This window comes from Algoriphagus sp. SE2, assembly GCF_039563885.1.
GTDB lineage: Bacteria > Bacteroidota > Bacteroidia > Cytophagales > Cyclobacteriaceae > Algoriphagus.
This window is the reverse complement of record NZ_JBCLWJ010000017.1, coordinates 42,588-69,081: the sequence shown is the minus strand read 5'-3', so window position 1 is coordinate 69,081 and position 26,494 is coordinate 42,588. Positions and strand designations below refer to the sequence as shown.

General features: G+C 34.1%; 24 protein-coding genes. 9 read left to right on the top strand and 15 right to left on the bottom strand.

From position 1 onward, the window contains the following. Window positions 1-2 precede the first annotated feature (2 nt). The 6 genes from AAGF08_RS17310 to AAGF08_RS17285 all read left to right on the top strand — a co-directional run bounded on the left by AAGF08_RS17310 (window position 3) and on the right by AAGF08_RS17285 (window position 6,486). Window positions 3-698: an NAD-dependent deacylase gene (locus tag AAGF08_RS17310; protein WP_343512598.1), complete on the top strand. Its 696-nt coding sequence runs from the start codon at window positions 3-5 to the stop codon at window positions 696-698. 44 nt (window positions 699-742) lie between these two features. Next, complete coding sequence (locus AAGF08_RS17305) at window positions 743-1,678, top strand: DUF5996 family protein (protein WP_343512596.1); 936 nt, start codon at window positions 743-745, stop codon at window positions 1,676-1,678. A 101-nt stretch (window positions 1,679-1,779) separates the two neighbouring features. Next, window positions 1,780-2,901 (top strand): serine hydrolase domain-containing protein, encoded by a 1,122-nt coding sequence (locus tag AAGF08_RS17300; RefSeq protein WP_343512595.1) that lies wholly within the window; start codon window positions 1,780-1,782, stop codon window positions 2,899-2,901. Between the two features lie 8 nt (window positions 2,902-2,909). Further along, complete coding sequence (locus AAGF08_RS17295) at window positions 2,910-4,244, top strand: YfcC family protein (RefSeq protein ID WP_343512594.1); 1,335 nt, start codon at window positions 2,910-2,912, stop codon at window positions 4,242-4,244. A gap of 26 nt (window positions 4,245-4,270) precedes the next feature. Beyond that, window positions 4,271-5,293: an L-glyceraldehyde 3-phosphate reductase gene (gene mgrA, locus AAGF08_RS17290; protein ID WP_343512593.1), complete on the top strand. Its 1,023-nt coding sequence runs from the start codon at window positions 4,271-4,273 to the stop codon at window positions 5,291-5,293. Then, a complete protein-coding gene (locus tag AAGF08_RS17285; protein ID WP_343512591.1) occupies window positions 5,290-6,486 on the top strand; it encodes an MFS transporter in 1,197 nt (398 codons plus the stop codon). The genes mgrA and AAGF08_RS17285 overlap by 4 nt, the downstream gene beginning before the upstream one ends. A gap of 17 nt (window positions 6,487-6,503) precedes the next feature. On the opposite strand, the gene AAGF08_RS17280 is transcribed toward AAGF08_RS17285, so the two are convergent. Further along, a complete protein-coding gene (locus tag AAGF08_RS17280) occupies window positions 6,504-7,295 on the bottom strand; it encodes a hypothetical protein (RefSeq protein ID WP_343512590.1) in 792 nt (263 codons plus the stop codon). A gap of 198 nt (window positions 7,296-7,493) precedes the next feature. Between AAGF08_RS17280 and AAGF08_RS17275 the strand changes: the two genes are divergently transcribed. Next, entirely contained in the window at window positions 7,494-8,618 is a 1,125-nt protein-coding gene (locus tag AAGF08_RS17275) for a histidinol-phosphate transaminase (RefSeq protein ID WP_343512589.1), read from the top strand. After that, the gene (locus AAGF08_RS17270; protein WP_343512588.1) at window positions 8,619-9,182 is read left to right on the top strand and encodes a GNAT family protein; all 564 of its coding nucleotides are present in this window, start codon (window positions 8,619-8,621) and stop codon (window positions 9,180-9,182) included. It begins immediately after the preceding gene. Here the strand turns inward: AAGF08_RS17270 and AAGF08_RS17265 are convergent. From AAGF08_RS17265 to AAGF08_RS17245, 5 genes are all read right to left on the bottom strand, one after another. Further along, the gene (locus AAGF08_RS17265; protein ID WP_343512587.1) at window positions 9,171-10,538 is read right to left on the bottom strand and encodes an exonuclease domain-containing protein; all 1,368 of its coding nucleotides are present in this window, start codon (window positions 10,536-10,538) and stop codon (window positions 9,171-9,173) included. The two genes, AAGF08_RS17270 and AAGF08_RS17265, sit on opposite strands and share 12 nt — an antisense overlap. A 72-nt stretch (window positions 10,539-10,610) precedes the next feature. Continuing rightward, window positions 10,611-12,191 (bottom strand): FAD-dependent protein, encoded by a 1,581-nt coding sequence (locus tag AAGF08_RS17260; RefSeq protein ID WP_343512586.1) that lies wholly within the window; start codon window positions 12,189-12,191, stop codon window positions 10,611-10,613. 150 nt (window positions 12,192-12,341) lie between these two features. Next, window positions 12,342-14,252: a nucleoside-diphosphate sugar epimerase/dehydratase gene (locus AAGF08_RS17255; RefSeq protein WP_343512585.1), complete on the bottom strand. Its 1,911-nt coding sequence runs from the start codon at window positions 14,250-14,252 to the stop codon at window positions 12,342-12,344. Between the two features lie 201 nt (window positions 14,253-14,453). Continuing rightward, the gene (locus AAGF08_RS17250) at window positions 14,454-15,092 is read right to left on the bottom strand and encodes a sugar transferase (protein WP_343512584.1); all 639 of its coding nucleotides are present in this window, start codon (window positions 15,090-15,092) and stop codon (window positions 14,454-14,456) included. After that, window positions 15,093-16,232 carry an aminotransferase class I/II-fold pyridoxal phosphate-dependent enzyme gene (locus tag AAGF08_RS17245; protein WP_343512583.1) on the bottom strand — a complete coding sequence of 380 codons (1,140 nt, stop codon included), beginning with the start codon at window positions 16,230-16,232 and terminating at the stop codon, window positions 15,093-15,095. Between the two features lie 534 nt (window positions 16,233-16,766). Between AAGF08_RS17245 and AAGF08_RS17240 the strand changes: the two genes are divergently transcribed. Beyond that, window positions 16,767-17,468 carry a sugar transferase gene (locus AAGF08_RS17240; RefSeq protein ID WP_343512582.1) on the top strand — a complete coding sequence of 234 codons (702 nt, stop codon included), beginning with the start codon at window positions 16,767-16,769 and terminating at the stop codon, window positions 17,466-17,468. A gap of 183 nt (window positions 17,469-17,651) precedes the next feature. On the opposite strand, the gene AAGF08_RS17235 is transcribed toward AAGF08_RS17240, so the two are convergent. From AAGF08_RS17235 to AAGF08_RS17195, 9 genes are all read right to left on the bottom strand, one after another. Further along, window positions 17,652-18,809 (bottom strand): MraY family glycosyltransferase, encoded by a 1,158-nt coding sequence (locus AAGF08_RS17235; RefSeq protein WP_343512581.1) that lies wholly within the window; start codon window positions 18,807-18,809, stop codon window positions 17,652-17,654. A gap of 267 nt (window positions 18,810-19,076) precedes the next feature. Beyond that, window positions 19,077-20,564 carry a capsule assembly Wzi family protein gene (locus AAGF08_RS17230; RefSeq protein ID WP_343512580.1) on the bottom strand — a complete coding sequence of 496 codons (1,488 nt, stop codon included), beginning with the start codon at window positions 20,562-20,564 and terminating at the stop codon, window positions 19,077-19,079. Between the two features lie 224 nt (window positions 20,565-20,788). Beyond that, window positions 20,789-21,970 (bottom strand): hypothetical protein, encoded by a 1,182-nt coding sequence (locus AAGF08_RS17225; RefSeq protein ID WP_343512579.1) that lies wholly within the window; start codon window positions 21,968-21,970, stop codon window positions 20,789-20,791. A 5-nt stretch (window positions 21,971-21,975) separates the two neighbouring features. After that, complete coding sequence (locus tag AAGF08_RS17220; protein WP_343512578.1) at window positions 21,976-22,734, bottom strand: aldolase/citrate lyase family protein; 759 nt, start codon at window positions 22,732-22,734, stop codon at window positions 21,976-21,978. 237 nt (window positions 22,735-22,971) lie between these two features. Then, entirely contained in the window at window positions 22,972-23,655 is a 684-nt protein-coding gene (locus AAGF08_RS17215; RefSeq protein WP_343512577.1) for an acylneuraminate cytidylyltransferase family protein, read from the bottom strand. Next, window positions 23,655-24,107 carry a YhcH/YjgK/YiaL family protein gene (locus tag AAGF08_RS17210; RefSeq protein ID WP_343512576.1) on the bottom strand — a complete coding sequence of 151 codons (453 nt, stop codon included), beginning with the start codon at window positions 24,105-24,107 and terminating at the stop codon, window positions 23,655-23,657. Before AAGF08_RS17210 ends, AAGF08_RS17215 begins: the two co-directional genes overlap by 1 nt. Further along, window positions 24,104-25,186, bottom strand: a complete 1,083-nt coding sequence (locus tag AAGF08_RS17205; protein WP_343512575.1) for an AroB-related putative sugar phosphate phospholyase (cyclizing) — start codon at window positions 25,184-25,186, stop codon at window positions 24,104-24,106. Before AAGF08_RS17205 ends, AAGF08_RS17210 begins: the two co-directional genes overlap by 4 nt. After that, window positions 25,164-25,910 (bottom strand): SDR family oxidoreductase, encoded by a 747-nt coding sequence (locus tag AAGF08_RS17200; RefSeq protein ID WP_343512574.1) that lies wholly within the window; start codon window positions 25,908-25,910, stop codon window positions 25,164-25,166. Before AAGF08_RS17200 ends, AAGF08_RS17205 begins: the two co-directional genes overlap by 23 nt. Beyond that, a complete protein-coding gene (locus tag AAGF08_RS17195) occupies window positions 25,907-26,494 on the bottom strand; it encodes an SIS domain-containing protein (RefSeq protein ID WP_343512573.1) in 588 nt (195 codons plus the stop codon). The genes AAGF08_RS17200 and AAGF08_RS17195 overlap by 4 nt, the downstream gene beginning before the upstream one ends.

Here is a 26,494-nt window from a genome sequence, read left to right as displayed (position 1 = left end):
GGATGAATAAAAAAAAGTTAGTGGTTTTATCAGGAGCTGGAATTTCGCAAGAAAGCGGAATAAAGACCTTTAGGGATAGTAATGGCTTATGGGAAAATCATGATATTTTGGAAGTTGCATCACCTGAAGGATGGAGAAAAAATCAAAAATTAGTTCAGGAATTCTATAATAAAAGGAGAAAACAAGCTCAGGAATGTCAACCGAATGAAGCTCATAGAATATTAGCGAATTTGGAAGAACAAATGGATGTAACCATAATTACCCAGAATGTAGATGACTTGCACGAGCGTGCCGGATCCTCCCAAGTAATTCATCTACATGGAGAATTATCAAAAGCCCAGAGCGGTATTAACCCTGAATTGATATACCCCATTAAAGGATGGGAAATTAAAGAAGGAGAGTGCTGCGAACTTGGAAGCCAACTAAGACCCCATATTGTCTGGTTTGGAGAGCCTGTACCTAAAATGGATGATGCTATCCAATTTGCTGGAATAGCTGATTATTTTTTGGTAGTTGGAACTTCTCTCCAAGTCTATCCTGCTGCTGGTCTAATAAATTATGTTCCGAATGAAGCAAAAAAATTTATCGTGGATCTACAAAAACCCAACTATCATTTATCCAATGATATGATTTTTATAGAAAAAAAAGCAAGTGAAGGACTGAAGCTTTTAGAAAGTATTATTTTAGGAGAATTATAGCAGTCCGATTTTCCAAATTCATATCTTGAATAAAAATTTTTACTATGGCATCTAAAAAGTCAACATGGCCTGTTTTTCAATATGATGATTGTAAGGATACAATTACGTTACTTCATCAATGGACACAAATCGTAGGAAAAGTACGACTTAAAAAATCCCCTTGGCAAAACCATTCTTGGCACGTTTCACTGTATGTTGACCATCAAGGATTAACCACTGGGGTCATCCCTTATGAAAACGGACTATTTGAAATCATGTTTGATTTTAATCATCATGAACTGAAAATTAAAACTAGCTCAGGAACAAGAGACAGGTTCCCTTTGGGTGGACAAACAGTAGCTAGTTTTTATGAAATGCTAATGGAAAAACTTAAGTTTTTGGGAATTGCAGTCAAAATTCATGGAATGCCGAACGAAATACATGGAGCTATCCCATTTATTAAGAACACTAAAAGAATTCCATACCAAGCGAATCAGGCTCAAACTTTCTGGAAAGTATTGGTTCAAATCCAAAATGTCTTCGTGACTTTTAGAAGTAAGTTTACTGGAAAACATAGCCCGATTCATTTCTTTTGGGGCTCATTCGATTTGGCATACACTAGATTTTCAGGAAAAAAAGCTCCAGAATTTCAGGGGGAAATGCCAAATATTCCACTAGAAGTCATGCAAGAAGCCTACTCACATGAAGTTTGCAGTTTTGGCTTTTGGCCAGGTAGTGTTGCTTTTCCAACGCCTGTATTTTATTCTTATATATATCCAAATGATCCAGCTTTTAAGGATCAAAATATATTGCCTAATGAATCTTTTTGGAATGACGAAATGGGTGAATTTATGTTGAAATATAGTGATATTCAAAATGCAGAGAATCCCTCAGAAAAGCTTCTATTATTCCTCCAAAGCAGTTACGAAGCAGCTTGTAAAGTATTAGATTGGGATAGAAAGAATTTGGATTTTGATTTTTCATATTTTGAGAAAAAATAAATTTGAATTCATCTAGCAATAAAATATTGATTAAAACCGGCTTTATTAGAAATCTAATTCATATCACAAATCTTTAATAAAATGAAGTTAAAGGACTGAATATGAATAAGAAGTTGAATATTTTCCTGACAATTCTAGGAGTTTGGTTCGTACTTTTTTTATTTCTTGATTGGTGGAATAGTTTTCCCAAAATAAAGATAGTCCAGGTTAAGAATTCTCAACAATTTTCAGATAAAATTGATTCTATTCTTCAAAAATCAATCGTTGAATATACCTTACCAGGAATAGGACTGGGTATTGTAAAAGAAGGGAAAATCATATATCAGAATTCCTTTGGTTTTCAAAGCTTAGAACCATTGGACTCATTTTCTACAGATAGTCAATTCCCAATCGCTTCTATCTCAAAGATTTTGACGGCGATTGCTTCAGCAAATCATTGGTCATCAAAAGGAATCGTTTCTAAGGACTTAATTTCAATGATAAAGTCACCAAAAGATCCAGAATCAGAAATCGGTCAACTCAAAATAGAAAATCTCTTAAGACATACTTCAGGAATCCAAAATCCGGGATTAATAGAAAAAATTATTTTTTTTCGCTCTAGCATCTCTTTAGATGAATTTGGAAATGAAATATTGAAATCCGATTATAAAAAACCTGATTCGCTATTTTATACATATTCAGATATCAATTTTGATTTGTTAGGATATTTACTGCAGCAATCTGCAAATCTTCCTTTTGAAAAGTATTTAAAAGAAAATGTCCTTCTCCCTGCAGGTATGGTGAATTCATATTTTACAAAAGCATGGCCGGAAAAAAACAATTCAATGACAGGCTACCAAGAGACCTTTGTTTGGAAAAGAATCCAACCTAAAAAATTAAAATTTGAAAGACTGCCCTCTCCTTCATCAGGACTCATAACATCTATTGGAGAAATGAATCTTTTCATGATACATCTTTTAAGAGGAGAAATGGGGATTTTTCAAAACGAATTAAGGTGGTTAAACCCAACTAAAAGTAATCTTCCAATGGGTTTCCAGGAAATTAAGGTTAATGATGAATCATGGTTAGGTCATTTTGGAGGCCAAGCGGGATATAGTTCATTATTACTTTTCGCACCTCAAAAAAAGATAGGAATCATTCTTTTTTCAAATGCAAGAGATACAAAGGGATTTAGAACAAAAATTCTAAGCCAGGTACTTCAAGTTTTAACACCCACAAAATAATCGAACATATGAAAAAGTCCTTCCCGCATCCTTTGATTATCATGTTGATATTTGTAGTTCTATCAGGGATTTTCACTTACTTCATTCAATCCGGAGAATACGAAAGGCAATTTGATGAAAAAACAGGAAGAGATGTAGTGGTCCCTGGAAGTTTTCATACTATCGAAGATCAAAATACAAGCATCAGTGAAATAGTTCTATCTATTCCTGAAGGTCTTATTGAAGGTGCAGACATTTTGGTTTTGATTCTTTTAATTGGAGGAGCCTTTTATGTGATTGAAAAAACGGGAGCATTACAAGTAGGAATCGAATCGTTGATCTATACCTTTCGGAAAAGCCATTTTTTATTATTGTTTTTAATTGGATTACTATTTAGCATTTGCGGGGCTACGATAGCCATGCAAGAAGAATTAATTGCAATGGCCCCAATTCTAATTCTACTTTCTAAGAAGCTTCATTATGACCAAAGATCCATCGTGGCCTTGACTTTAGGTTGTGCATTGGTCGGGGGCTCCTTCTCTCCTATTAATCCATTTGGAGGACTTTTGTCTTCCAATATTGCAGAAGTTGATTTTAATTATGGATTGACCTTCCGTATCATCACTTTACTGGTTGTCATTCTGGTTTGGATCATCTTTCATATTAAAACTGGAAGGAATAAACATGATCAAATAGATATCCCTGATTTCAAACCGGTAACGATTTCAAGTAGACATAAAGTTATTTTAATAGTAATGACTTTTGGGATTTTTGTAATGGGATTGGGTATAGCTAAATATGATTGGGACTATAATCAGATGTCAGGACTATTCTTTGTTGTTGGAATAGCCTGTGGCTTAATCGGTAAATTAGGAGTGAATGGCACGGCAAAAACCTATACTGAGGGCTTTTCCGAAATGATTTTTGCCGGAGTCATAGTAGGACTTGCTAGAAGTATTTATTTTGTTTTAAATCAATCTTCTAGCATAGACCCTTTAATTCAATCCTTATTTGAACCGTTACAATCGTTGCCCACTTATGCTGCGGCTTTTGGAATGTTTATTTCTCAGGCCATCATACATTTACCGGTACCTAGCACTTCAGGACAAGCCGTACTAACTACCCCTATTACCGCCCCATTAACAGATCTTTTGGGAATTTCCAGGCTAGTTGCAGTAATGAGTTATCAATTTCCTGCAGGGTTAATGGATTTGATCACCCCAACAAATGGAGGAATGATGGCCGTAATTGCAGCCGTGGGTGTAAACTATAGAGATTGGTTTGCATATATCTGGAAAAGCTTCCTTCTTTTGATGGTTTTGGGCATGATTTCTATTATTTTGGTAACTGTTTACTTTTCTTAATTAATTGTAAAATCTAATTCAAACCCATGAAAATAAACGACCACAATCCATTATTGCCTTATCATGCTGCTGCTGAACGGTATGACAGTATGAAATTTAGAAACTGCGGGAATAGTGGATTGAAATTACCGGAGATTAGCTTAGGCCTTTGGCATAACTTCGGCCACAATTCAGATTTCACGCTAGGAAGAAAAATTCTTAGAAGAGCTTTTGACTTGGGAATTACCCATTTTGATTTAGCAAATAATTATGGTCCTCCTTATGGATCAGCTGAAGAAAATTTCGGAAGAATATTTCAGAAGGATTTTCTAAGTTATCGAGATGAACTATTGATTTCAAGCAAGGCGGGTTGGGATATGTGGCCAGGCCCTTATGGAAATTTTGGATCTAAAAAATATCTAATCGCCAGCTTGGATCAAAGCTTGAAGAGAATGGGACTAGAATATGTAGACATCTTCTATCATCATAGACCTGATCCTGAAACGCCACTGGAAGAGACTATGGGAGCTTTAGATCAAATTGTCAAGCAAGGCAAGGCTCTTTATGTTGGAATTTCCCAATATAGCGCGGAAGACACCATAAAAGCTTACGATATCCTTAATAGTATGGGAACGCCTCTATTGATCCATCAACCAAGATATAGTATGTTAGACAGATGGGTAGAAAACGGTCTTCTAGATGCTATAGAGGAAAAAGGTGTGGGAAGTATTGCTTTTTCGCCTTTAGAACAAGGTATGTTGACTGATAAATATCTGAAGGGAATTCCGAAAGATTCACGTGCGGCAAAAGATGGAAGATATTTAAAGGTCGAGCAGATCTCGTCAGAAAAAATAGAGATGATTCGAAAATTAAATGACATTGCACAAACAAGAGACCAAAGTTTAGCTCAAATGGCTATCGCCTGGCTCTTAAAAGATCCTAGAATCACATCTGTACTAGTTGGGGTTTCAAAGCCTGAACAGCTTGACGATAATGTTGCTGCTATAAAAAATACGGAATTTGGACCAGCTGAAATCACTCAGATAAAATCCATTATTGGCGCTTCATGAAAATGATTTCCAGCAGAAGTGCCCTGATATTGATCGTAATTGCTCAATTTCTGGGTACTTCTCTTTGGTTTGCAGGTAATGCAGTAGCTTCTGAAATAGGGGCTGTTTTAGGAGAGCCAGAGTTAATAGCCTCAATTACATCAGCAGTACAATTAGGTTTTATCATTGGAACATTTTTTTATGCTTTTTTTGCTATTCCTGATAGGTTTCCACCGGGAGATGTTTTTTTCTTCAGTGCCATATTAGCTGCTTCAGCCAACATATTTATTGTAATCCTTCCGTTTAAATTAGAATTTATACTTTCATTTCGGTTTTTAGTAGGTTTTTTCCTTGCAGGGATTTATCCAGTTGGGATGAAAATTGCTTCAGATTATTTTGAAAAAGGACTGGGGCCTGCTTTAGGATTTTTAGTTGGAGCTCTAGTATTAGGAACAGCCTTTCCCCATTTAGTAAAAGGACTAGGACTACAGATTTCCTGGAAAGTTATTTTTTGGATTACTTCTTCCTTAGCTATTATTGGTGGCGGTATAATAGGATTTTTGGTTCCAGATGGTCCTTACAGGAAAGTAAACCCAAAATTTGAAATCAAGCTTCTCCCTCAACTCAGTAAAATAAATGAATTGAAAAGCGCTGCATCTGGATATTTTGGGCATATGTGGGAGCTATATACTTTTTGGGCATTTGTACCACCTGTCATTACCTATTTATCGAAAGGTGAGTTTTCTCCTGTTCATATTTCCTTATTATCATTTTCAGTCATTGCAGTTGGTGGACTTTCCTGCGCCTGCGGAGGAATAATATCTTCAAAATTGGGCAGTAAAAAAGTGGCTTTGGTTTCATTGACGGGATCAGGTATCTGTTGTCTATTATTAGTATTTGCCCCGCATTTTTCAAATTTTATTTGGATAACATTTCTTTTAATTTGGGGGATTTTGGTCACAGCTGATTCTCCTCAATTTTCAACTCTTGTTTCTCAATCCGTACCTGCAGAATATAGAGGAACGGCGTTGACACTAGTGAATAGCTTAGGGTTTGGAATTAGTATTGTAAGCATCCAATTTGGTCAGTATTTACTGAATTGGTTGGAAATAGACCATATGCTAGCATTACTCTTTATTGGTCCTTTAAGCGGATTAATTCTTTTTAGGTTTTTTTCAAAAAAAAAGAGGCTTCAATTTGAAGCCTCTAAGTGAAAAGTCAAACCGGACTATTATCTCACTATATTTTCTAATATGGCCAAATAAACCCACTTTTGATCTCTCGAATTCAAACCTGCACTGACCGCTTTTTGCTCCTCCTCTGTTTGATCCAAATCTTCATAGGCCTGGGCATTAAAGAACTGCATATAATCTTTATACATATTCATAGTCAAATGAGTGGACTTAGCCTCTGAACCTAAAGGCAGAGCTGTCCGGAGAAAGCTCCAATGCCCCATCATGCCTTGTTCTATTCTTTTTTGATGGATTGGCCTAAAGACTAATTCTTCAGCTTGTTCATATTGATCAAACATACCTTCATTCGCTTTCATTAAATCAAATGAAGCCAAGACCCCTGGTTTCATTTGAAAATTATCATCTGTTGAGACAATCTGCTTCATATAAAGTCTCATGGGTGTGTCTTTAATAGCCAAGGCATTTTGAAATAGATTTGCTACCTGAGCATCATTTAAATGAGGGTATGCAATCTTAGTGTAATCCATCATCGTAGATTCATCAAGTCCATTCATCATGTTCACCGGATCATTATAATATGTTATCATGATGTATTGGAATGCACTTTGATCTGCTCCGGATTGCAAAGCCCAAAAATCCCAACCTTTTATCTTATTGTCATTTAAAGCCTGTCTATAAACTTTTTCCATTAAATCTTTAAATTCGATGTAATCAAAAATTTGATCGTTTTCAACTTTAATAAAATCGAATACCATATATTGAGCTTGTTGAGCCCGAACACCGGTCGCCATCAATAAGCCAAAAATCAAGAATAAAACAATCTTTTTCATAATGTTTTGGGTTTAGGGTAAATTGTGCTTTTGTTTAATTTAAAAAATAATTTCGTTTATTTCTTATTTAGGATAGATTATTTTATTTTAGAAGGTTTTTCAGTAATAAAATATATTTTAATAAAGCAGCTAGGAAAATGTAAATTTTATAAAGTATTGTTAAAGTGCTTAGATAATTAACAAATAAATCGTAAAAATATGACAGGATTATCAAGAAGATCATGGCTCAAAAGGACAGCCCTAGGAAGTAGTTTTGCCTTACTGGGTGGGGCCGGAATAACTACTTCACTATCAGCTGAAGAAATAAAAAAATTTAACCCACGTCCTTTAGCAGGCCCAATTAGATTAGGATCTAATGAAAACCCTTACGGTCCTTCTGAATCAGTAAGAAAAGCAATGACAGAGGGCTTTGACTTGGGTTGCAGATATCCTTGGAGCTATAATTCCGACTTAGTGAAAATGATTGCGGCTAAAGAAGGTGTGCCAGAAGACCATATTGTAATGGTAGCAGGTTCTACAGAGGGTCTAAAAATTACCGGAATTACTTTTGGACAGGGAGGGGAAATTATTTCCTGTGCTCCAACATTTTTATCGATGATGGATTATGCTGCACTATGGGGTACTGACATCAATTGGGTTCCTTTGACCAAAGACCATGATTTTGATCTTGATGAAATCGAAAAAAGAGTCTCTTATAATACAAGGCTAGTATTTCTTTGCAATCCGAATAATCCAACTGGAAAATTACTTCCAGCAGATAGAGTTCGGGATTTTTGTGAAACTGTTAGTAAAAAGGCAATTGTGTTTTCGGATGAAGCTTACTATGACTACATCACAGAGCCTAATTATCCCTCAATGGTGGAGTTTGTAAAGCAGGGGAAAGATGTCATTGTTTCAAAAACTTTCTCAAAAGTTTATGGACTTGCCGGAATTCGGTTGGGATATTTGATAGCTAGACCTGAAATAGCCGCTAAACTTTCAGAGCGAGTGGTGGCAAATACAAATATCATGGCAATTGAAGCGGGAAAAGCGGCTTTAAAAGACACAGCCTTCTATGACTTTTCTGTAAACAAAGCTAAAGAGGCAAAAAAGATGATTACGAATACATTAGATGAACTCAATCTCCCCTACCTTGAATCTCATACGAACTTTGTGTTTTTCCATACAGGTCGGGATATCGTAGAGTTGAATAAGCAAATGGCTGATAAAGGCTTTATTATCGGACGTCCTTTTCCTCCCTTAAACGATTGGTGCAGAATCTCAACTGGAACAATTGAAGAAGTTTCCCTTTACAATAGTGCGATTAAAGAAGTCCTTGGCTAAATGATCGAAAAAAACCTTATTCTAGAAAATGATAAAGTCCTGCTTAAGCCTTTTAGCGAGCAGGACTTTCCTTTACTTCAAATTCTATGCAATGAGCCTGAAATGTGGACGTGGTTTACTCATGATCTTCAAACTAAAGAGGGTTTTATGAATTGGGCAAAACCCGCCTTAATCCAAGAGAGGTTTCAATTCACTGTTTTTGAAAAAACAAAGGGAAAAGTTGCTGGCTCTACAGCTTTTGGTAATTTTTCTCCAAGAGATAAACGCTTAGAGATAGGCTGGACCTGGCTTGGCAAAGAATTTCATGGAACTGGGATAAATCAAGAAATGAAATACTTGATGCTGGAATATTGCTTCGAAAAATTAGATCTTGAAAGGGTTGAATTCAAAACAGATGTACTGAATCTTTCAGCTCGACATGCTTTGCTAAAATTAGGGGCTATTGAAGAAGGAATACTTCGCAGTCACACGCTGATGGTCAAAGGGAGAAGAAGAGATACAATTTATTATAGTGTATTACCTGAAGACTGGGTGAAAATAAAATCAAAAAAATCAAGAAACTGAGTCCAAAACACGAATTTGATCAGGTTTTAGGTGTGGAATAAATTTCTTGAGAATGTAATAAGTTTCTGGAATCGAAGGGACTGGATTTAGGTTTTCAAGGATGGTTTCTACTTTGGCATTCTCTTCAAAAAAACCGTAGCTTTTTAAAATCCCCCTCTCAAAAACACAAGCTGTAATTTCATTTGGCTCTTTCCCTTCCAAGGTCACCAATATTTCCTTTTGACTCTCTTTAATACTATTTAAAAAAGAAGCAGCTTTGGCATTATATACTTTTGTTTCCAATTCTGAATTGCACTTACCTTGACAGCTTATCGGTTCATCTTGCTTACAAGCTGCTTTCCTTAAGCCACAAAGCCTTGGGCAAAGTTCAAAATTCTCTATCCCTTCTTTTAAAAAAGAAATAGCTTCATCAGAGGACAAAAACGATTCGAAGGGCTTTAAGTGCTTTGAAACTTTTGCTATTTGAAATCTTGAATAACCAGAATTATCTTCATAGTAAAATAAGCCCCAAAGTGTTTTTGGGAGTTTTAAAGCAGAATTATATTTTGGCCATAATCGTTTGATTTCCAACGCTTCAAACAACAAGGCCATTAATTCTGACCCAGTAATTTGCCATTTTAAATCTACAATTTCGGTTTTAAGTTTTTGCTTTATTCCTGGTAGTAAATTTCCTGAAAAATGATTTTTAAACCGTTCCTTGATATTGATTGCTTTTCCTACGTAAATGACTTTTCCCCGATCATTTAACATATAATAAACACCACACTTTTCGGGTATTTCTCTGTATTTAGAAAGTGAAAAGTTTGGGGGTAAAAATGACTCTCCGGAATTCTTTTTTAAAGAAGCAGAAATGATATCTGGCCTTTCTTTTATCATCTGATCAAAAAGAATTGAAGTTGCTCTGGCATCACCCATTGCTCTATGCCTTGCATAAATTGGGATTTCTCTAGTTTCACATATTCTACCTAAACTATAAGAACTCAATCCAGGAATAATCTTTCTGGAAAGTCTAACTGTACATAGTTTTTCAGCTTTAAATTCCCTATTAACTCTCTTAAAAGATTCTCTTAAAAAACCGTAATCAAAATTAACGGAATGAGCTACAAAAACTCTTTCATGGAGCAATTCCCATAATTTTTTTGCCAATTCATCAAAAGTCGGAGCATTTTGAATCATTGCAGAATCTATTCCAGTAAGGCCTGTGATATAGCTAGGGATTTCTTGTTCTGGATTGATCAAGGATTCAAATTCCTCAATAACCTTTTCACCATCATGGATCAGGATTGCGATTTCAGTTATACCACAGTTTGATGCTGTGCCACCTGTTGTTTCTATATCTACAATCGCGTACTCCATATTGCAAAATAAGAAAATGAAAGCAGGCTTATTAATTTATGTCAGGTATTGACGAGCAATTTTAAGAGAGATTTACTTTTTGATATAGGCCGCAATCAATTTCTCAGCGCACCTCTCTCCATCCATTGCAGCCGACACTATTCCTCCTGCATATCCAGCCCCCTCTCCACATGGATAAAGTCTCTTGATCTGAACATGCTCAAAACTTTCTTTGTCTCTGGGAATCCTTACCGGGGAAGATGTCCTACTCTCAACACCGATTAATTGTGATTCATTCGTATAATATCCATGCATTTTCTGACCAAATACTTTAAAAGCCATGGCTAGCCTTTCTGAAATAAAATCCGGTAAAACTTCTCGCATTTCTACAGATTCTAGTCCTGGTTGATAAGAAGTATCCAGAAGAAAAGAACTGTTTTTTTTCTGAACAAAATCAATCATTTTCTGAGCTGGAGCTTTTTGTGTTTTCCCTCCCATTTCCCAAGCCTTTTTCTCAATTTCAGACTGAAAGTACATTGCGGCCAATGGTCCGTATTTTTGATACTCAGGTAAATCTTCCAATTCAACAGCCGCGACAATTCCTGAATTAGCATACTTACTATCTCTCCTGCTTGGACTCATCCCATTTACTACCAATTCACCGGGAGAGGTAGCTGAAGGTACAATGTATCCCCCCGGACACATACAAAAGCTAAATACTCCTCTTTGTATTCCATTAAAATTTGTTTGTGTAACCAACGAATAAGAAGATGCAGGCAAGTAGCGACCTCTATCTACCTCACAATGATACTGAATTCTATCTATCAAATTTTGACTATGCTCGATTCTAACGCCTAAAGCAAAGGGTTTGGCCTCAATAAAAATCTTTTTCTCAAGAAGTAACTGAAAAATATCTCTTGCTGAATGACCTGTAGCCAGAATAACTCCAAGACCTTTTATTTTCTCTCTTACTTGTGTTATTACTCCTTTAATTTCATTTCCTACTAAAATGAAATCCTCGACTCTACAATCAAAATGTATCTCCCCTCCAGATTCTAAGATCGTATTTCTAATATCTGCCACAAGTTTTGGTAACTTATTTGTTCCAATGTGTGGATGTGCATCGACCAGGATTTCTTCAGTTGCACCATGTGCTACCAAAATCTCCATAATCCTCCGAATATCCCCTCTCTTTTTTGATCTCGTATAAAGCTTTCCATCAGAATAAGTGCCTGCTCCACCTTCCCCAAAACAATAATTAGAATCTGGATTAACTAGGTGATGTTTAGTAATAGCTGCCAAATCCCTCCTTCTAGCCCTAACGTCCTTTCCTCTTTCTAAAATTATTGGCTTCACTCCCAACTCTATCGCTCTTAGTGCTGCAAAAAGACCAGCTGGTCCCGCACCAACAATTACTATTGGGTCGGCTTTACTGACGTTTCCATAGGTATGCTTATGTTCAATTAAAGACTCTGGTTTCTCATTTATAAAAATCTCTGAACGAACATTAACCTTAACCTTTCTACCTCTGGCATCAATAGATCTTTTAATTTGTCTTACTTGTACTTGAGGTGTTGTGGGGCTAATTCCAGCATTTTTAAGAACTGTAGATCTAAACAGTTCCGAATCATACGCTTCTTCTGGCGAAAGCTGTAATTGGATTTCTTTTTTCATTGTAAGGTATTTATCCCTAAAGTCGAACAAAGATAGATATTCAAATAAGCATTAACTAGGATCCATATTTAGAATCCCAAACGTTCTGAATCAAAAAAACTCCAGATTCTTATCTGGAGTTAAAAGACTTTTAATATTATCTATTCATGGTTAATTCAACCTATCCAAAACTTCGAATCTAGAAGAATTAGAAATAAACTCAGGAACAATTACCTTGAGATGACTTACGAGATCATTTTCAGAATTCTTACCAATTAAATCCATAAAAAGTTCTATCTGTCCATCGATTTTATGATACGCAGCTGGAGCTACTTGCGCTATTTTTATTTTTGGATGATGAGTAATTTTAACTGTTTCGAAGTCATTCAAAAGTTCTTCATATAATTTCTCTCCTTCTCTTAACCCCGAAAAAACAATTTTTATATCCTCATCTACTTTTTTCCCTGATAGTTGAATCATCTTTTTCGCCAAATCCAAAATTTTAACAGGTCTTCCCATATCAAAAACATAGATTTCCCCTCCTTCTCCCATCACTCCTGCCTCCAACACCAATTGGCAGGCCTCTGGGATAGTCATAAAGTATCTGGTAATATCAGGATGAGTTACAGTAATTGGCCCGCCATGTAAAATTTGCTTTTTAAATAGTGGAATTACAGAACCGTTGGAACCCAACACATTACCAAATCGGGTAGTAATAAACTTAGTGTGATATTTTTTGTGATTTCTTTCGAGATATTCATTTAATGCCTGAACATACATCTCTGCAGTTCTCTTACTTGCTCCCATCACATTTGTAGGATTTACCGCCTTGTCTGTAGATACAAAAACAAATTTATCTACTTGGGAAAGTACAGATAAATCAGCCAATATCTTTGTACCTATCACATTCGCATGAACGGCCTCTTCTGGATAGTTTTCCATCATTGGGACATGCTTGTAGGCAGCGGCATGAAAAACTACTTGAGGTTTTAAATTCCTAAATACCTCTTTCATTTTCTTCTTATTCCTTACATCGCCCAGAATTATTTTTATTTTACACTGAGGCCATTTCTCTTTAAACTCTTGCTCTATATCATATAAAGCTGATTCTGCTATATCCAACAAAATCAAAAGCTTAGGATCATAATGCGAAATCTGTCTACATAATTCAGAACCAATAGAGCCAGCAGCTCCAGTAACTAAAACTACCTTGCCTACCAAATCTTCTTGAATTCTAGGATTTTCTAACTGAATTTGTTCCCTACTCAAAAGATCTTCAATCTTGATTTCCCGAATAGCTCCAGCTGTAAGTCCTCCATTGATCCATTGCCCAACAGGTGGGACTATGGAAACGGATATATTCAATCGAAGACATTCATCTATAATTTCATTCTTCCTTTGAACTGTGAGGTCTTTTACAGCAATAATTAATTCGGTGACATCATGTTGCTTAACAAGTTTATCTAATTCAAGAAGACCTTTATATATTCTTTTACCATCAATGTTCTTACCATCTTTTTTAGGATCATCATCTAAAAAAGCAACTGTATTAAAGAGGCTCTTACTATCTCTTTTTATTGCTTCCTGTGCAATAATTCCAGCTTCACCAGCGCCAAAAATGACTCCGTTTTTCATTTCTCGCTCAGTGATACCATTCTTCAAATAAACAAATAGTTCTTTTACCAATAATCTGTAAAAAATCAGCATGAACATAGCTGACAAGCTTGCTATAATTAAAACTGAATTAGGTAGTAAAAATCTATCATTAAGAAAATTACCGCGAAAAAAATTTAAGAAAAGAAATAATACAAAGTTGATTATTACGGTCTTAAAAATATTAGAACCATCTCTAAAACCAGTATGCCGGACAATCCCTTCATAACTCCGAGTATTTTGCATGACAAGTAATCCACCTATCATAAATGTGAAGGACCCAGCAAATGCATCATTTTGTTCGATGAGAGAAAGTTCAAAGTTAAACCGAACCAAGTACCCAAAAAGTGCACATTGAAATAAAATGAATGAGTCAAGCGTAGCTATGATCCATCTTGGAAGGATTTTTAACCTAGTCAAAAAATTCATAGTAGAGATTGAGTCAAATGGACATTATTTGATTACAAACTTAATTAAACTGAAAAGCAAAGATATCATATTTAATCAAAAGAATTAAGCAATACCCAAAGAAACTTAGGTTAATACCAAATTAATCCAATAAAATTTTGCGCTTTTCAAATAAGTAAAAAAGTTCTTCAAAAAACAAATTCAAATGAATCATCAGAAAAATCACAAAACTGATTGATTCGTATAGTCTTTAGTAGAATTTCCGGTAAATTTTTTCATGCTAATATGTCCCTCTTGAGAAATTCCTTTTCCTGACAAAACATTAAAAAATGTACTAAACAGAATTTTTATATCAAGAGCTAAACTGCAGTTATCAATATACCAAATATCATATTTAAACTTTTGCTCCCATGAAATTCCATTTCTTCCATTAATTTGGGCCCAACCTGTTACACCCGGTTTTATATCATGTCTTTTATGCTGTTCGTCGGAATATAAATTGAGGTATTCTATCAATAAAGGCCGAGGCCCAACCATACTCATATCCCCTCTCAAAACATTTAATAATTGAGGTATTTCATCCAACGAACTTTTTCTTATTACTTTCCCCAGTTCAGTAATTCTTTCTTCATCCGATAGCAAATGCCCTTGTTCATCATAGGAATCAAGCATAGTCTTAAATTTCAGGATAAAAAAAATTTTTCCATTTTTACCTGGCCTAGGTTGGGTGAAAAATGGTGAAGACTTGTGATAAAGGCCTAGGATCACGAAAAGTAAAAGGAAAATTGGAGAAAGTAATAGTAACATCAATGAAGATATTACAAAATCTAAAGGTCTTTTAATAAACTTCTGATAAATCACTTACCTATAAGTTTTTGAAATTTCTCTTTCGATTAATTCTACTATTTCTTCTTGTTGATCAAAAGTAAGATTAGAAGAACTTGGTAGGCATAAACCTGTCTCAAACATGTTTTGGGCGAAATCCCCTCCATAAAAAGGGACATCTTTGAAAATAGGCTGAAGATGTAAAGGTTTCCATAAGAACCTTGTTTCTATTCCTTTTTCGAGCAATAATAATCGAATCCTATCATTTTTAAGCCCTGTAGTCTCCTCATCAATTATGATTGTGGTTAACCAATAATTTGATCGACTTAATTTATCTTCATCTTGAAAAGAAATACCAGGGACTTTTGAAAACAGCTCTCTATATATGTTATTAATTTTTCTTCTTTTTGAAACTAGATCATCTAATTGCTCCAATTGGGCTAAACCAATTGCCGCGGCTAAATTATTCATCTTATAATTAAAGCCTATCTCTAGATGCTGGTAATAAGGTAGGTCTTCTCTTGCTTGAGTGGATAAATGAGCTGCCTTTTGAATTATTTTGGTGTTGTTAGAAACGATGGCGCCTCCACCTCCAGAAGTTATGATCTTATTCCCATTAAAAGAATAGATTCCAATCGTTCCGAATGTACCACAAGCATTTCCTTGATATTGACTACCAACTGCTTCAGCAGCATCTTCAAGGATCGGTATATGGTATTTATTTGCAACATTTAAAATTTCATTGATTTTTGCAGGCATTCCAAAAAGATGTACTAAAACAATTGCCTTTGGTTTTTTTCCTGCTGCTATTCTTGAAAGAATCGCATCTTCGAGAATTTCAGGAGAGATGTTCCACGTATCTGTTTCACTATCAACAAATATAGGTTTGGCACCTAAATAAACAATTGGGTTAGCCGAAGCACAAAAAGTAAAAGATTGACAGATAACCTCATCACCAGGTCCAATACCTAATAAAATCATGGCTAAATGCAATGCTGAAGTACCTGAATTTATTGCAACTGCTTGATGAGTTTTAGTTTTTTTCGAAAGTTTGTGTTCAAACTTATTAATAAATGCCCCATATGTTGCCAAATTACCGGAAGCTATAGCCTTTTCAGTATAGGTTTTCTCATTACCTTCAAATACAGGAAAAGAAAGAGGAATTCTATAGGACATTTAAACCGATAAATGAATTTCCACTAAACATACCATTTAAAACATAAAAACCAAATAAAATAATCCTTAAAAACCAATCAATTTCTCCTTTTCTCACCTTGAACAAAAATATTTCACCTTATAAAAAAGGTTGTTAATTGTATTTTGATATAGGTTTAAATTTTCTAAAAAGAATATGGGTGCATTTAAGATAAGCCCGGATTAAAACAATCATTTTCTAATATTACGCTACAATTTGTGGAATTAATCAGCAAAATGATGGGAAAGAGAACAGATCCTGGATTTAAATCTTTTTAAATCAGATATTGACTACCATAATTGTATTGAAGTGAAATTTAAAAAATCTACAAATTCTTTATTTCAATAAGTGTTTTAAAAATGAATATTCAGATTGTTTTTATAGCAAAAAAAGCCTCCTTAGTTATAATAAGATAAGAAAACTACAATCAACCTTTTTTGAAAATTGATTTAGTATACCGACCTTCGATTTATTGAATTGAGGTATTTAGTTATTGATTTTCTACTAAAAATAACATGGCGAAACAAGTGTGGAGAATAGTTGGAATAGAGCAATCGAAATTAAATTCCAAAAAAGAATTCGAAAAAACTGAGGCGTTCGATTTTTCAAAAAATTATAATTGGAAAAACTTAATTTTAAAAAGATTATTCGATTTAATTGGAGCGTTTTCCTTTTTTATAATCTGCGGATTTTGGTTATTTCCCATTGTTGCTGTCCTAATAAAATTGGATTCAGCTGGACCGGTATTTTTTAAACAAGTAAGAGTAGGAATGAATGGGAGACTTTTTAATTGCTATAAATTTAGAACCATGATTGTGAATGATGATGCGGATTTAAAACAGGCTACTAAAAATGACCCGAGAGTTACCCGAATCGGTAAATTTTTAAGAAAAATCAGTATGGATGAATTACCACAATTCATGAACGTAATTTACGGTAATATGTCTTTAATAGGCCCTAGGCCTCTTATACCTATTCAGAACGAAGAGGGTGAGAGAATAATTGAAGGATTTATTCTTAGGAATTTAGTGAAGCCTGGAATTTCTGGTTTAGCTCAGGCAAAAGGGTATAGAGGGGAAACTAAATACTTTAATGCTATTTATTTCCGCCATAAACTCGATATGTATTATATAAAAAATTGGTATCCTATGTTTGATTTAAAAATAATTTGGATGACCATCACATCAATCGTATTTGGGGACAATAAGTCCTATTAAAAAAGGCTCTTTGCTTCTTGTTCTAGAAAAGCTAAGACTAGTAAATTCGACTTTTTAAAGTAAACGTTGAAACCCTCAATGAGGGTGAAATTTTATATTTAGTAGAGATACCAAATTCAAATAAAGTTGTTTTTTACACTTACCTTAACTTTTTGGTTAAAAAATAAATCTTAAATCAGACAATTAATTCATGTTGATTGGAGTGTCTTTAAAACTCTCTTTGTCTAACCTCACCTTCTTCTTATTCTTTGAATTTCTCTCTCTACTTTCTAATATTCTTGGTGCTTGAATAACCTTCTTTTTAACATATTTAACAGTGACTTGATCTAATCTCCAACCCAATAAAATAGCAATTAGAGATATAATAGGGAGTACCATATGATCAGAAAATTCACTCATTGAAAAAACTAATAATATGACCATTAGCTGTAGCATGCCAAGCAAAACAGCAACCTGATTATGCTTCAATCCCATTCGCATAAGGAAGTGATGCACATGTGATTTATCTGGAGTCATAGGTCCTTTACCCTGGGAAAGTCTACGAGTAAATACTCTTGCCATATCATATAATGGAAAAATCATTAAAGCCACTGACATGGAGAAAGTAGGCTCCAATTTTAAAAATGTCCCTTCAGGTAAACCTTCATTAATCTCCATAAATGCTACTATTAAAGTGGCTAAAGTAAACCCTAATGTTAGAGAACCTGTATCACCCATAAATATTTTAGCAGGATGCCAATTAAAAACCAAAAATGAAAGGACTCCACCTAAAAAAACAAAACTTATCAAAGCATAACTTTCGATCCCTTGAATGTAAAACCAACCTCCTAAGCAGCTCAGAGAGATTATGGCAATTGTACCAGCTAACCCATCTAAACCATCTACTAAATTAAAGCCATTTGTTAGAGCAAGTAATACTATCCCCGTGAAAATGTAGCTAAAGGCAATATTTAAATCTCCTATTCCTAAAAATCCATGAAAAGTTTTTATCCTTATATCAGCAACAACAACAATCAAAATAACTGCTAATAATTGACCTAGTAACTTCCTTGATGCTCTCAACTCAACAATATCATCCCTTAAACCAACAAAAAACATTAGAACAATACCCCCTAGGATATAAGTTATGTCGGGTAAAGGGAATTGCCATGCCCATATACCAAAAGAGGTAAAAGCGGCAATGAAAAACCCTATACCTCCCATAGAGGGGACGAAAGACTTATGAATTTTTCTTCCTCCAGGAGTATCTCCAATCTTCAGTTTCTTTAAAAATGAAATTAATATTGGGGTTACCAACAAACCCACAGAGAAAGCAGTTAAAATTGAAAGAATAAAAAACATAAAATATCGCTTAGGATGTTATAAAATTAATAAATCACAACACAATTGCCTTGCCAATAACAAAAAAATAATTATTATCTGTTTTTTTTTCAATATTTGAAATGCATTTGAATAAATATTTTTCCACAAAATTCTGATTTGAAATGCAATTATTTGAGTTTGTTATTTTTTTCAAAGAAATTTTGTGACAAGTTCTTACAGATGTGCTACAATAAAAACCCAATCTTTAAAAGAAAGTCAAGGATTAAGATTATAAAATTGAAACTTTTATCTTTCCTGATTTTTTTTATTCCAAAAATAAATAGCAGATACCTGGCCCATAACACTAGTAAGATTTTTGCCCGTTGGAAAATCAGGTGTACTGGCTGGATCCAGCTGCCACTGGTAATTACGGGCACGGATAACTTGAAGCTTAGAACTCAGCAATATTTTATCAAATTGCTTATCAAAGAGAAAGGCTAAAGAAAGGTCAATCCAAGGTTTTCGTTCTGTATTTTGCAGTTGGGCTTTATAATAAAAGTCTTGATTATTTTCAAGTCGTTCAAACATGAATCCGATTTTATTAAAACTTTTAATTTTCGAAATTTCTATTGTTTGAACATTGGATCCCAAACCTGAACCTACCCCCATTGCCTGACCAAAATTAGAAAAGCCTCTTGCTAAAGTATTTGTTGCCCATGAATTATTCCCTTTAAGACCTGGATACCTAATATATCGATTTATAGATTCTTGCTGTTGCGTTATTTCAGATTTAACCTGAATAAATTGCCCCGAATTTGGCAAAGAAAATAATTTATTAAATCCCAATAAAAAAGCCCTCGCATGTTCTGGGTTCAACAAAAATTCCCTCCAAGAGTAGTTATGGTCTCGTTTTCCAAACTCAAAATATAATTCTGATTTGGCTTTTTTAGAAACATAACGACCAAAAATTGTCACTTGTTGATCTCTACCATTTCTATCAAAATCAATTGTATTCCCGTTTTCAAAAAAATTCTTCTTTTGAAATCCTTCAAATACTGGGAACCAATCATAAAAAGTATTGCCTCTTAAATCATTGTAAACTTGAAAAGTACGAGTAAACCCTAAATGAAGGCCTTCAACCCATTTTGGGTTATAAGAGATCATGATAGCATTAAGATATTTAAAATCCCCATTAAAAGATTTAAAATATCGATCATTGTAAGCTTGATTAATTAAAGGGGCCAGACCAGAGTCTTTAAAAGAACCAATTAATAATTGCCCTTGGAAATCCCCAAGAAAAGTTTTAGCTGGTTTAACAGTGTTTATACTAAGATGAGGAAAACTTCTCGCATTATTTGAGAAAACCAGGGCATTCCATTGTCCAGGTCCCCACCAAATATTTTCAGTAGAAAGCTTAAATTCAAAAGCCCCATAATTTAATGCAAGTTTGGATTGACCCCACCAAACATTGAAATTGTTACCTCTACCAAAATACTCCGGATAATCGCCCTTATTTAATGCTTGAAATCGATCAGTTACTTGATCAGAATCTAAGTCATCAGGAAATCCATCATATTTCAAATTTGAATTATAATAAATCTCAGGTTGAAAATTGAGAGTGACAAACTTCCATTTTGATTTTACTCCTGACGATAAATATTGTTGATAACCAACATTGGGATTTAATCCGTAATCATTCCAACCATAGGGTCGGCCTGTATTTATTCTGGATAAAGAGTTTAAGGGGGATAACTCTATTGAAATCTCATTTTTATTAAAAAGAGTTTGATTCAAAGGTAGGATTGAGTCACTTTCTAAAAAAATTGACCTTCTTTGAAAATCGTTTAACAAAAAAAAGTCCTTATAAATTTTGGTTTGAGTATAACCATAGCTTATGAAGCTAGTAAACAAAAAGAATAAAAGACCTTTCTTAAAATTCATAAAAAACTTACAACTATTTTTTTATTTGAATCAAATCTAATAACAGCACACCTACGATATTAAGGTCTAACAAAGTATTAATTGTTCATTTGATAGGTTAATACCTTCTCAACAATTTTACCAAAAGGATCTTCAATTTTATTAAAATCAAAGTTATCTAGCCTCTCTTTCACCTTTAAACTAGGTTTACTGGTTTTGAAAGTCTGGTTTATCAAGTCCAATATTTCTCCTGCACTATGAACAATATATGGTGCTATTGAATAAAATACTTCAGGTGTTGGATGTTTTGGAAGTTCGTGTAGTATTAATTTGCCAGATATATTTGCAGCTGCAAAAATCATCGAAGAATAATGAGTGAGATAAATTTCACAATTAGGAAAATCTCTTTGAATGGTTACGTTACTTAGAAGTTCAAAATCCTTATAATAATCGATATTAGCTCTTGGGTGAAGCTTTATTATGAATTTCTCAGATTGCTTTGCTATTAATAAATAATCTTTTAAAAGTCGTTTAAATGAAGCTTCGGTCATTCTTCCATCTTCTACCAACGTCTGCGTAATATAACAAACACCTTTTATCTTAGGTGATTTACAGGCTTGTGCTGCCAAAAGAAAATCATGAGGAGTGATTATGGACATTTTTGAATCATCAAATCCATATTTGTTGTGCCAAAAGACTTTGTAAAAGTCAGAGTAAACAAAGGTGTGAAATGGATGAAATGATCTATGTTTCAGTAAGGAACTCTCAGAAGTCTTTCCACTAAGGATATAAGAGACATAATCACTCACAAGTTTGAAAGAATTTACTTTTGAGAATTTTGAAAGTCTAAACGCAGTTGAAATCAGCCTAAAGCTTTTCTTAAATTTGAATAGAGCTCCTCTAAAAGTGTAATTCACACTATTTACCTCAAAGCCATGTTGATAATTATAAACATTAATATTTCTTTTTAATGCAATATTACACCATAACTGGTCGTAAATTCTATAGGCACCAATAAAGATAAAATCAGGCTTATGTAAATTAAGAATTTTGCTAATCTCTTCTACCGTAAAAGACCCCTCTTTTATTACAGGAATATGGGAAAACTTTTCTAATTCTGTTTTTGAATTCTTCTCTATCTCAATATTTACATTGCTAGATATTTCACCCGAAACAAAAACAGCTTGGAAATCATTTACCTGTTTATCAAATGCAACTGCAATTGGTAAATGATTTTTAGCAAGCATCGTAGCGCTCGCATCGAAAAATAATCCTTTCATCAAATTTATATACTCTCCATAAATCGTTTCAAAGAATTGCCAAGGAATAGAAAATCAGTGCTTAAAGCTATAAACTTATATCCTTTCTCCTTAGTCTTAGAAAATAAATCGCTATCTGGAGGTACGACATGGTACCCCATTGGGAATTTATTTTCAACACATGTTTCTTCTAAATATTTTAGAGCCTCTATCACTTCTTCTCGGTGATATTCTCCTGGATACCCCAAAGACCCAGATAAATCATAAGGCCCTACAATTATTGCATCTATACCCGGAGTAGAAATAATGTCCTTTAAGTTTCTAATTCCATCTATATGTTCAATTTGAGCAACAATGACAACATGATCATTTAACCATTCCTTATAACTCTCAAATCCATCTCCGTAGTTTTGGGCTCTCGAAAGCCCTACTCCTCGCTTCCCAAATGGAGGATAATAAACAAATTCAACTGCTTTTTGCGCATCCTCTTTTGAATTAACCATTGGGACAATCACCCCATCCGCCCCGGCATCTAACACATGCTTGATTACTACCTCCTCATTTTTTGAAACTCTGACTAATGCAGCTTTCTCTTTACTTTGAATAATAGAAATAAGGCTTCGTATTTGGCTGGGGTCAAACAAATTGTGCTCAATATCTATAGTTAACCAATCAAAGGGATAATTACATAGAATTTCAGCTATTGCTGGATGCCCTATTGTCAACCAAGATCCAAGTGTAAGCTCGTTAAGTTTTAATTTATTTTTAAGAGATTTATTTTTCATTTGTCCTTGATTTGTACTTTATAATAATACTCAGAGGAGCACTACATTTCTCACTTATCCAAAATGGAAAAACTATAGGTAATAAAAACTTTGTTTCGATTTAATATTTGATAAAGTCAAATCCAATATGAGAATTAATGTCAATCCTCTTTGTAGAAAGGATAAAAGGCATTCTTTCAAATAAAGTTCTATTTTGAAGGAAACGCTATTTTGATCAATTTCATGAGGAAATGTAAACTATTTCAGCTCTCCTTTCTCCCTTAACTTAAGTAAAAATTCAGCCCATAAGAAATCCTCCCAATAGTCAATATCGGTGGCCTCTAACTCTTCCATTTCAAACATCAAAGGATTAGTTCCTAATCTGTTTTTACATTTTTTGTTAGTTTCTTTTGAGAAGATATATAGACAAGAGTTTTCTTCGAAAATTGGCTCAAGATCTTGAGTTCTAATTAGCACATTTGGATCATGATTAATCCCTTTTCCATTTTTCCAATAAAATCTAGTTTTAACTGGAGTAACTGAGAACAATGCATCATGCTCATTTTGGTTAAAAAAGACCTCGATTGCTTTATTGATCGTTTCTGTTTTTACGAGTGGATTTGTACTATGAGTTTGTAAATAAAAATCAGTATTCCCTTTACTAATATCATATTCAATCAGTGGTTGAATACTAACCATGTCACCCAATAAAAAATCTGGCCTTTCTAAGATTCGAACTTTATCAAAATTACTAGCAGCGCTCTCTGCAATTTCTTTTGAATCTGTGTTGACAAGAATTTCAGAAATATATGGTGAAGCCGAAAGAGAATCCATAATCCAATGGAAACTTGGCCTACCTGCCAGATCTCTAATATTTTTATTTGGAACTCTTTCGGAGTGTCCTTTCATTGGAACTAGCGCTGTAATTTTTGGAATATTCATTAAATATATACCTTGACAGTTATCTTTTTAATCAACTCTTTTTCTTTAAAGTAATGTTGAGGTCCATGACCATCTTGAGGGAAAAATATCGCAAAATATTCGTTTCCAATCACTACTTCAGTCATTTGTTCTGAGGGAGATTTATAAAATGTTCTATCCTTTTTTTCGTCATATGGAATATTGATTTCCATGTTATCAATGGGAGACCATTTAATGCGCTCATATCCGGAAATAGGATATTGAATATCTATTTCATGTTTATGAGCTTCAAATCCCCTCTCAAAATTCTCTACTGTCTCATATTCCGTAACAAATGCTTTTACTTTTTCTGAGATAGTATATTCACCGAGTTTAATGTCCTTGTCAGCAGAAGCAATAAATTGTAAACCCTTATAAATGTCAGGAGATACACCTTTATAAGTTTCGATATGTTGTATTTTATCTAAAATCATCTTGTTTTAATTTCTTGAAAATATTCTTTTATCCATGTTTTAAAAGGTTCTCCTGGATCAACTAAATCCTTGAAAATCTTTCCATATCCTTTATTTAAAATCAGGCCTAATTGATTTCCAACATTTTTTTTGTCTCTTCCTAGAGCATGGATCAATTTCTCGTAGTCTAATTTATTAATTGAATATCCGTTCCAGATATAACTTGTAATTGCTCTAATCTCTTCTCTGATTTTAGGTTCAATTAATCCCATTTTTACCGAAACGTAATTAGATAAATCCATTCCAAAACTCACCGCTACACCGTGAGGAATCGAATAATTAGTCAAAGATTCAATCGCATGGCCGAATGAATGTCCATAATTGAAAACCTGTCTTATGTGCTTATCAAATTCATCTTTTTCAATATATCCTTTCTTAATTTTCAGACTCCTTTGAATAATTTTTTGCAAATCATCCCGGTTTTCGAAAGCACTTTTGTAAAGACTTTTATAAAAATCAAAATCTTCTTTTCCCGACACAATGAAATAATGTAACATCTCACCCATACCAGATTGTATTTCTGATTTTGGTAGAGTATTTACAAATTCAGGATAGATAAAGACCTTTAAAGGAGGATAAAATCCCCCGACCTGATTTTTAAATTCTCTAAAATTAATAGAAGTCTTACTTCCAATACAAGAGTCGCCTTGAGCCAGCAAAGAAGTGGGGTAAAACAACCATTTTACTCCTCTGTATAAAATTGATGCAATAAATGCCGTAACATCTTGGGTAATTCCACCTCCAACTGCAATTAGTCTATGGTTCTTTTTAAACCCTCCAGTCATTAGAGAATTTAAAACGGGAATGACACCTTCATAACTCTTTTGAGCTTCGCTCGCTTCAATTATGATATACTTATAGTTTTCTAATACCTTTGAAAATGAGTCAGAATAAAGATCTTTTATTTTTTTATCAATGATAATAAAATCACCTTCAATAAGTTCTGTGCTTAAAGAAATATCTAGGTTATCAACAAAACTCACCTCATAATCCTGAATTTGTGATTTAATCTTAAAATCAAATAATTGTGTATCCCCCATCTATGGTTAAATTTTGTCCTGTAATGTATGTATTGTAAGAGGATGCCAAAAAAGCGATAGCCTTTGCCATTTCTATAGGTTCTGCCATTCTCTTTATTGGTATTTTTTCCTCTATTTCTTCAATCTGTTCTTGCGTATTCGTATTACGTGTCAATTCAGTTTTGGTAAAGCCAGGGCTAACGCAATTAGCTAAAATATTCCATTGAGCCCATTCAATTGCGGCTGTTTTTGTCAATCCTATTAATGCATGTTTCGAAGTAGCATACATAGACCTCTTTGGTCGTGTAATTACTCCCCAAATTGATGCAATATTTACTATTCTGCCATATTTATTATTCCTCATTTTTGGCAAAATAGCTTGCATGATCCTAAATGGACCTTCTACATTAATTTTATGGATAAGATTGAAATCACTTAACTTTGCATCCTCTAGTGTTTCAATAATGTTAATTCCTGCATTATTTATGCAAACATCTAGTCTATCAAAAGTTAATAGATCTTTAGTAAAAGAATCGAATGATGTATCAGATGCTAAATCCAATTGTAGAAAATGTTTCCTTGGATCTTGATTGGTCTTGTTAAAGGAATCTATTTCAGATTGTTTGGTTCCGGTAACTATTGTATTGGCACCTAGCTCATAAAACAAATCTGCTGTAGCTTTTCCAATCCCTCTTGTCCCGCCTGTTACTAGTACTGTCTGACCTGAATAATCAATAGTCATCATACCTCTGGAATTGCCAAAAATTCTTCATTATGGCACATGTAATTAACTAAAACATGATTAAAAATCATGTGAACATCTTCGATTGGACCGTAGTCTCCTTTTGGATTGGGGGTATAAAGACAAACCTTAGTAACCTCCTTTAATTTACCTCCCTCAAAGCCTACAAAACCGATTGAAGTTCCTCCTTTCTCATTTACATAATTTGCTGCCCTAACCACATTCTCACTATTACCACTAGCCGAAATAAGAATTAAAACATCTCCTGCAACAAAATTCCCTTTAAGTTGCTCAACAAAAACATCATGAAAAGAGGTGTCGTTGCCTATTGCAGTTATGATTGGACCATTGTCAGTTAAAGCCTTAACCTTAGGTCTGAATTTGGTGAAATATCTTACAAAAAAACTAAAATCAGCTTGCATGTGAGAAGCTGTTGCTGCGCTTCCTCCATTACCACAGACATAGACTGTTTTCCCATTTTTAAAAGCTTCAATCATGACTTTGGCAACTTCCCCAAGAGCATCTGTATCTACCGTATCTAATATGTTATCTATTCTTTTCCTATAATCTTCAAAATAGTTTTTCAT

Coding starts and splice junctions, on each gene's coding strand:
- AAGF08_RS17310 (WP_343512598.1), top strand. CDS start 3: ATGAATAAAAAAAAGTTAGTGGTTTTATCAGGAGCTGGAATTTCGCAA.
- AAGF08_RS17305 (WP_343512596.1), top strand. CDS start 743: ATGGCATCTAAAAAGTCAACATGGCCTGTTTTTCAATATGATGATTGT.
- AAGF08_RS17300 (WP_343512595.1), top strand. CDS start 1,780: ATGAATAAGAAGTTGAATATTTTCCTGACAATTCTAGGAGTTTGGTTC.
- AAGF08_RS17295 (WP_343512594.1), top strand. CDS start 2,910: ATGAAAAAGTCCTTCCCGCATCCTTTGATTATCATGTTGATATTTGTA.
- mgrA (WP_343512593.1), top strand. CDS start 4,271: ATGAAAATAAACGACCACAATCCATTATTGCCTTATCATGCTGCTGCT.
- AAGF08_RS17285 (WP_343512591.1), top strand. CDS start 5,290: ATGAAAATGATTTCCAGCAGAAGTGCCCTGATATTGATCGTAATTGCT.
- AAGF08_RS17280 (WP_343512590.1), bottom strand. CDS start 7,295: ATGAAAAAGATTGTTTTATTCTTGATTTTTGGCTTATTGATGGCGACC.
- AAGF08_RS17275 (WP_343512589.1), top strand. CDS start 7,494: ATGACAGGATTATCAAGAAGATCATGGCTCAAAAGGACAGCCCTAGGA.
- AAGF08_RS17270 (WP_343512588.1), top strand. CDS start 8,619: ATGATCGAAAAAAACCTTATTCTAGAAAATGATAAAGTCCTGCTTAAG.
- AAGF08_RS17265 (WP_343512587.1), bottom strand. CDS start 10,538: ATGGAGTACGCGATTGTAGATATAGAAACAACAGGTGGCACAGCATCA.
- AAGF08_RS17260 (WP_343512586.1), bottom strand. CDS start 12,191: ATGAAAAAAGAAATCCAATTACAGCTTTCGCCAGAAGAAGCGTATGAT.
- AAGF08_RS17255 (WP_343512585.1), bottom strand. CDS start 14,252: ATGAATTTTTTGACTAGGTTAAAAATCCTTCCAAGATGGATCATAGCT.
- AAGF08_RS17245 (WP_343512583.1), bottom strand. CDS start 16,232: ATGTCCTATAGAATTCCTCTTTCTTTTCCTGTATTTGAAGGTAATGAG.
- AAGF08_RS17240 (WP_343512582.1), top strand. CDS start 16,767: ATGGCGAAACAAGTGTGGAGAATAGTTGGAATAGAGCAATCGAAATTA.
- AAGF08_RS17235 (WP_343512581.1), bottom strand. CDS start 18,809: ATGTTTTTTATTCTTTCAATTTTAACTGCTTTCTCTGTGGGTTTGTTG.
- AAGF08_RS17225 (WP_343512579.1), bottom strand. CDS start 21,970: ATGAAAGGATTATTTTTCGATGCGAGCGCTACGATGCTTGCTAAAAAT.
- AAGF08_RS17220 (WP_343512578.1), bottom strand. CDS start 22,734: ATGAAAAATAAATCTCTTAAAAATAAATTAAAACTTAACGAGCTTACA.
- AAGF08_RS17215 (WP_343512577.1), bottom strand. CDS start 23,655: ATGAATATTCCAAAAATTACAGCGCTAGTTCCAATGAAAGGACACTCC.
- AAGF08_RS17210 (WP_343512576.1), bottom strand. CDS start 24,107: ATGATTTTAGATAAAATACAACATATCGAAACTTATAAAGGTGTATCT.
- AAGF08_RS17205 (WP_343512575.1), bottom strand. CDS start 25,186: ATGGGGGATACACAATTATTTGATTTTAAGATTAAATCACAAATTCAG.
- AAGF08_RS17200 (WP_343512574.1), bottom strand. CDS start 25,910: ATGATGACTATTGATTATTCAGGTCAGACAGTACTAGTAACAGGCGGG.
- AAGF08_RS17195 (WP_343512573.1), bottom strand. CDS start 26,494: ATGAAAAACTATTTTGAAGATTATAGGAAAAGAATAGATAACATATTA.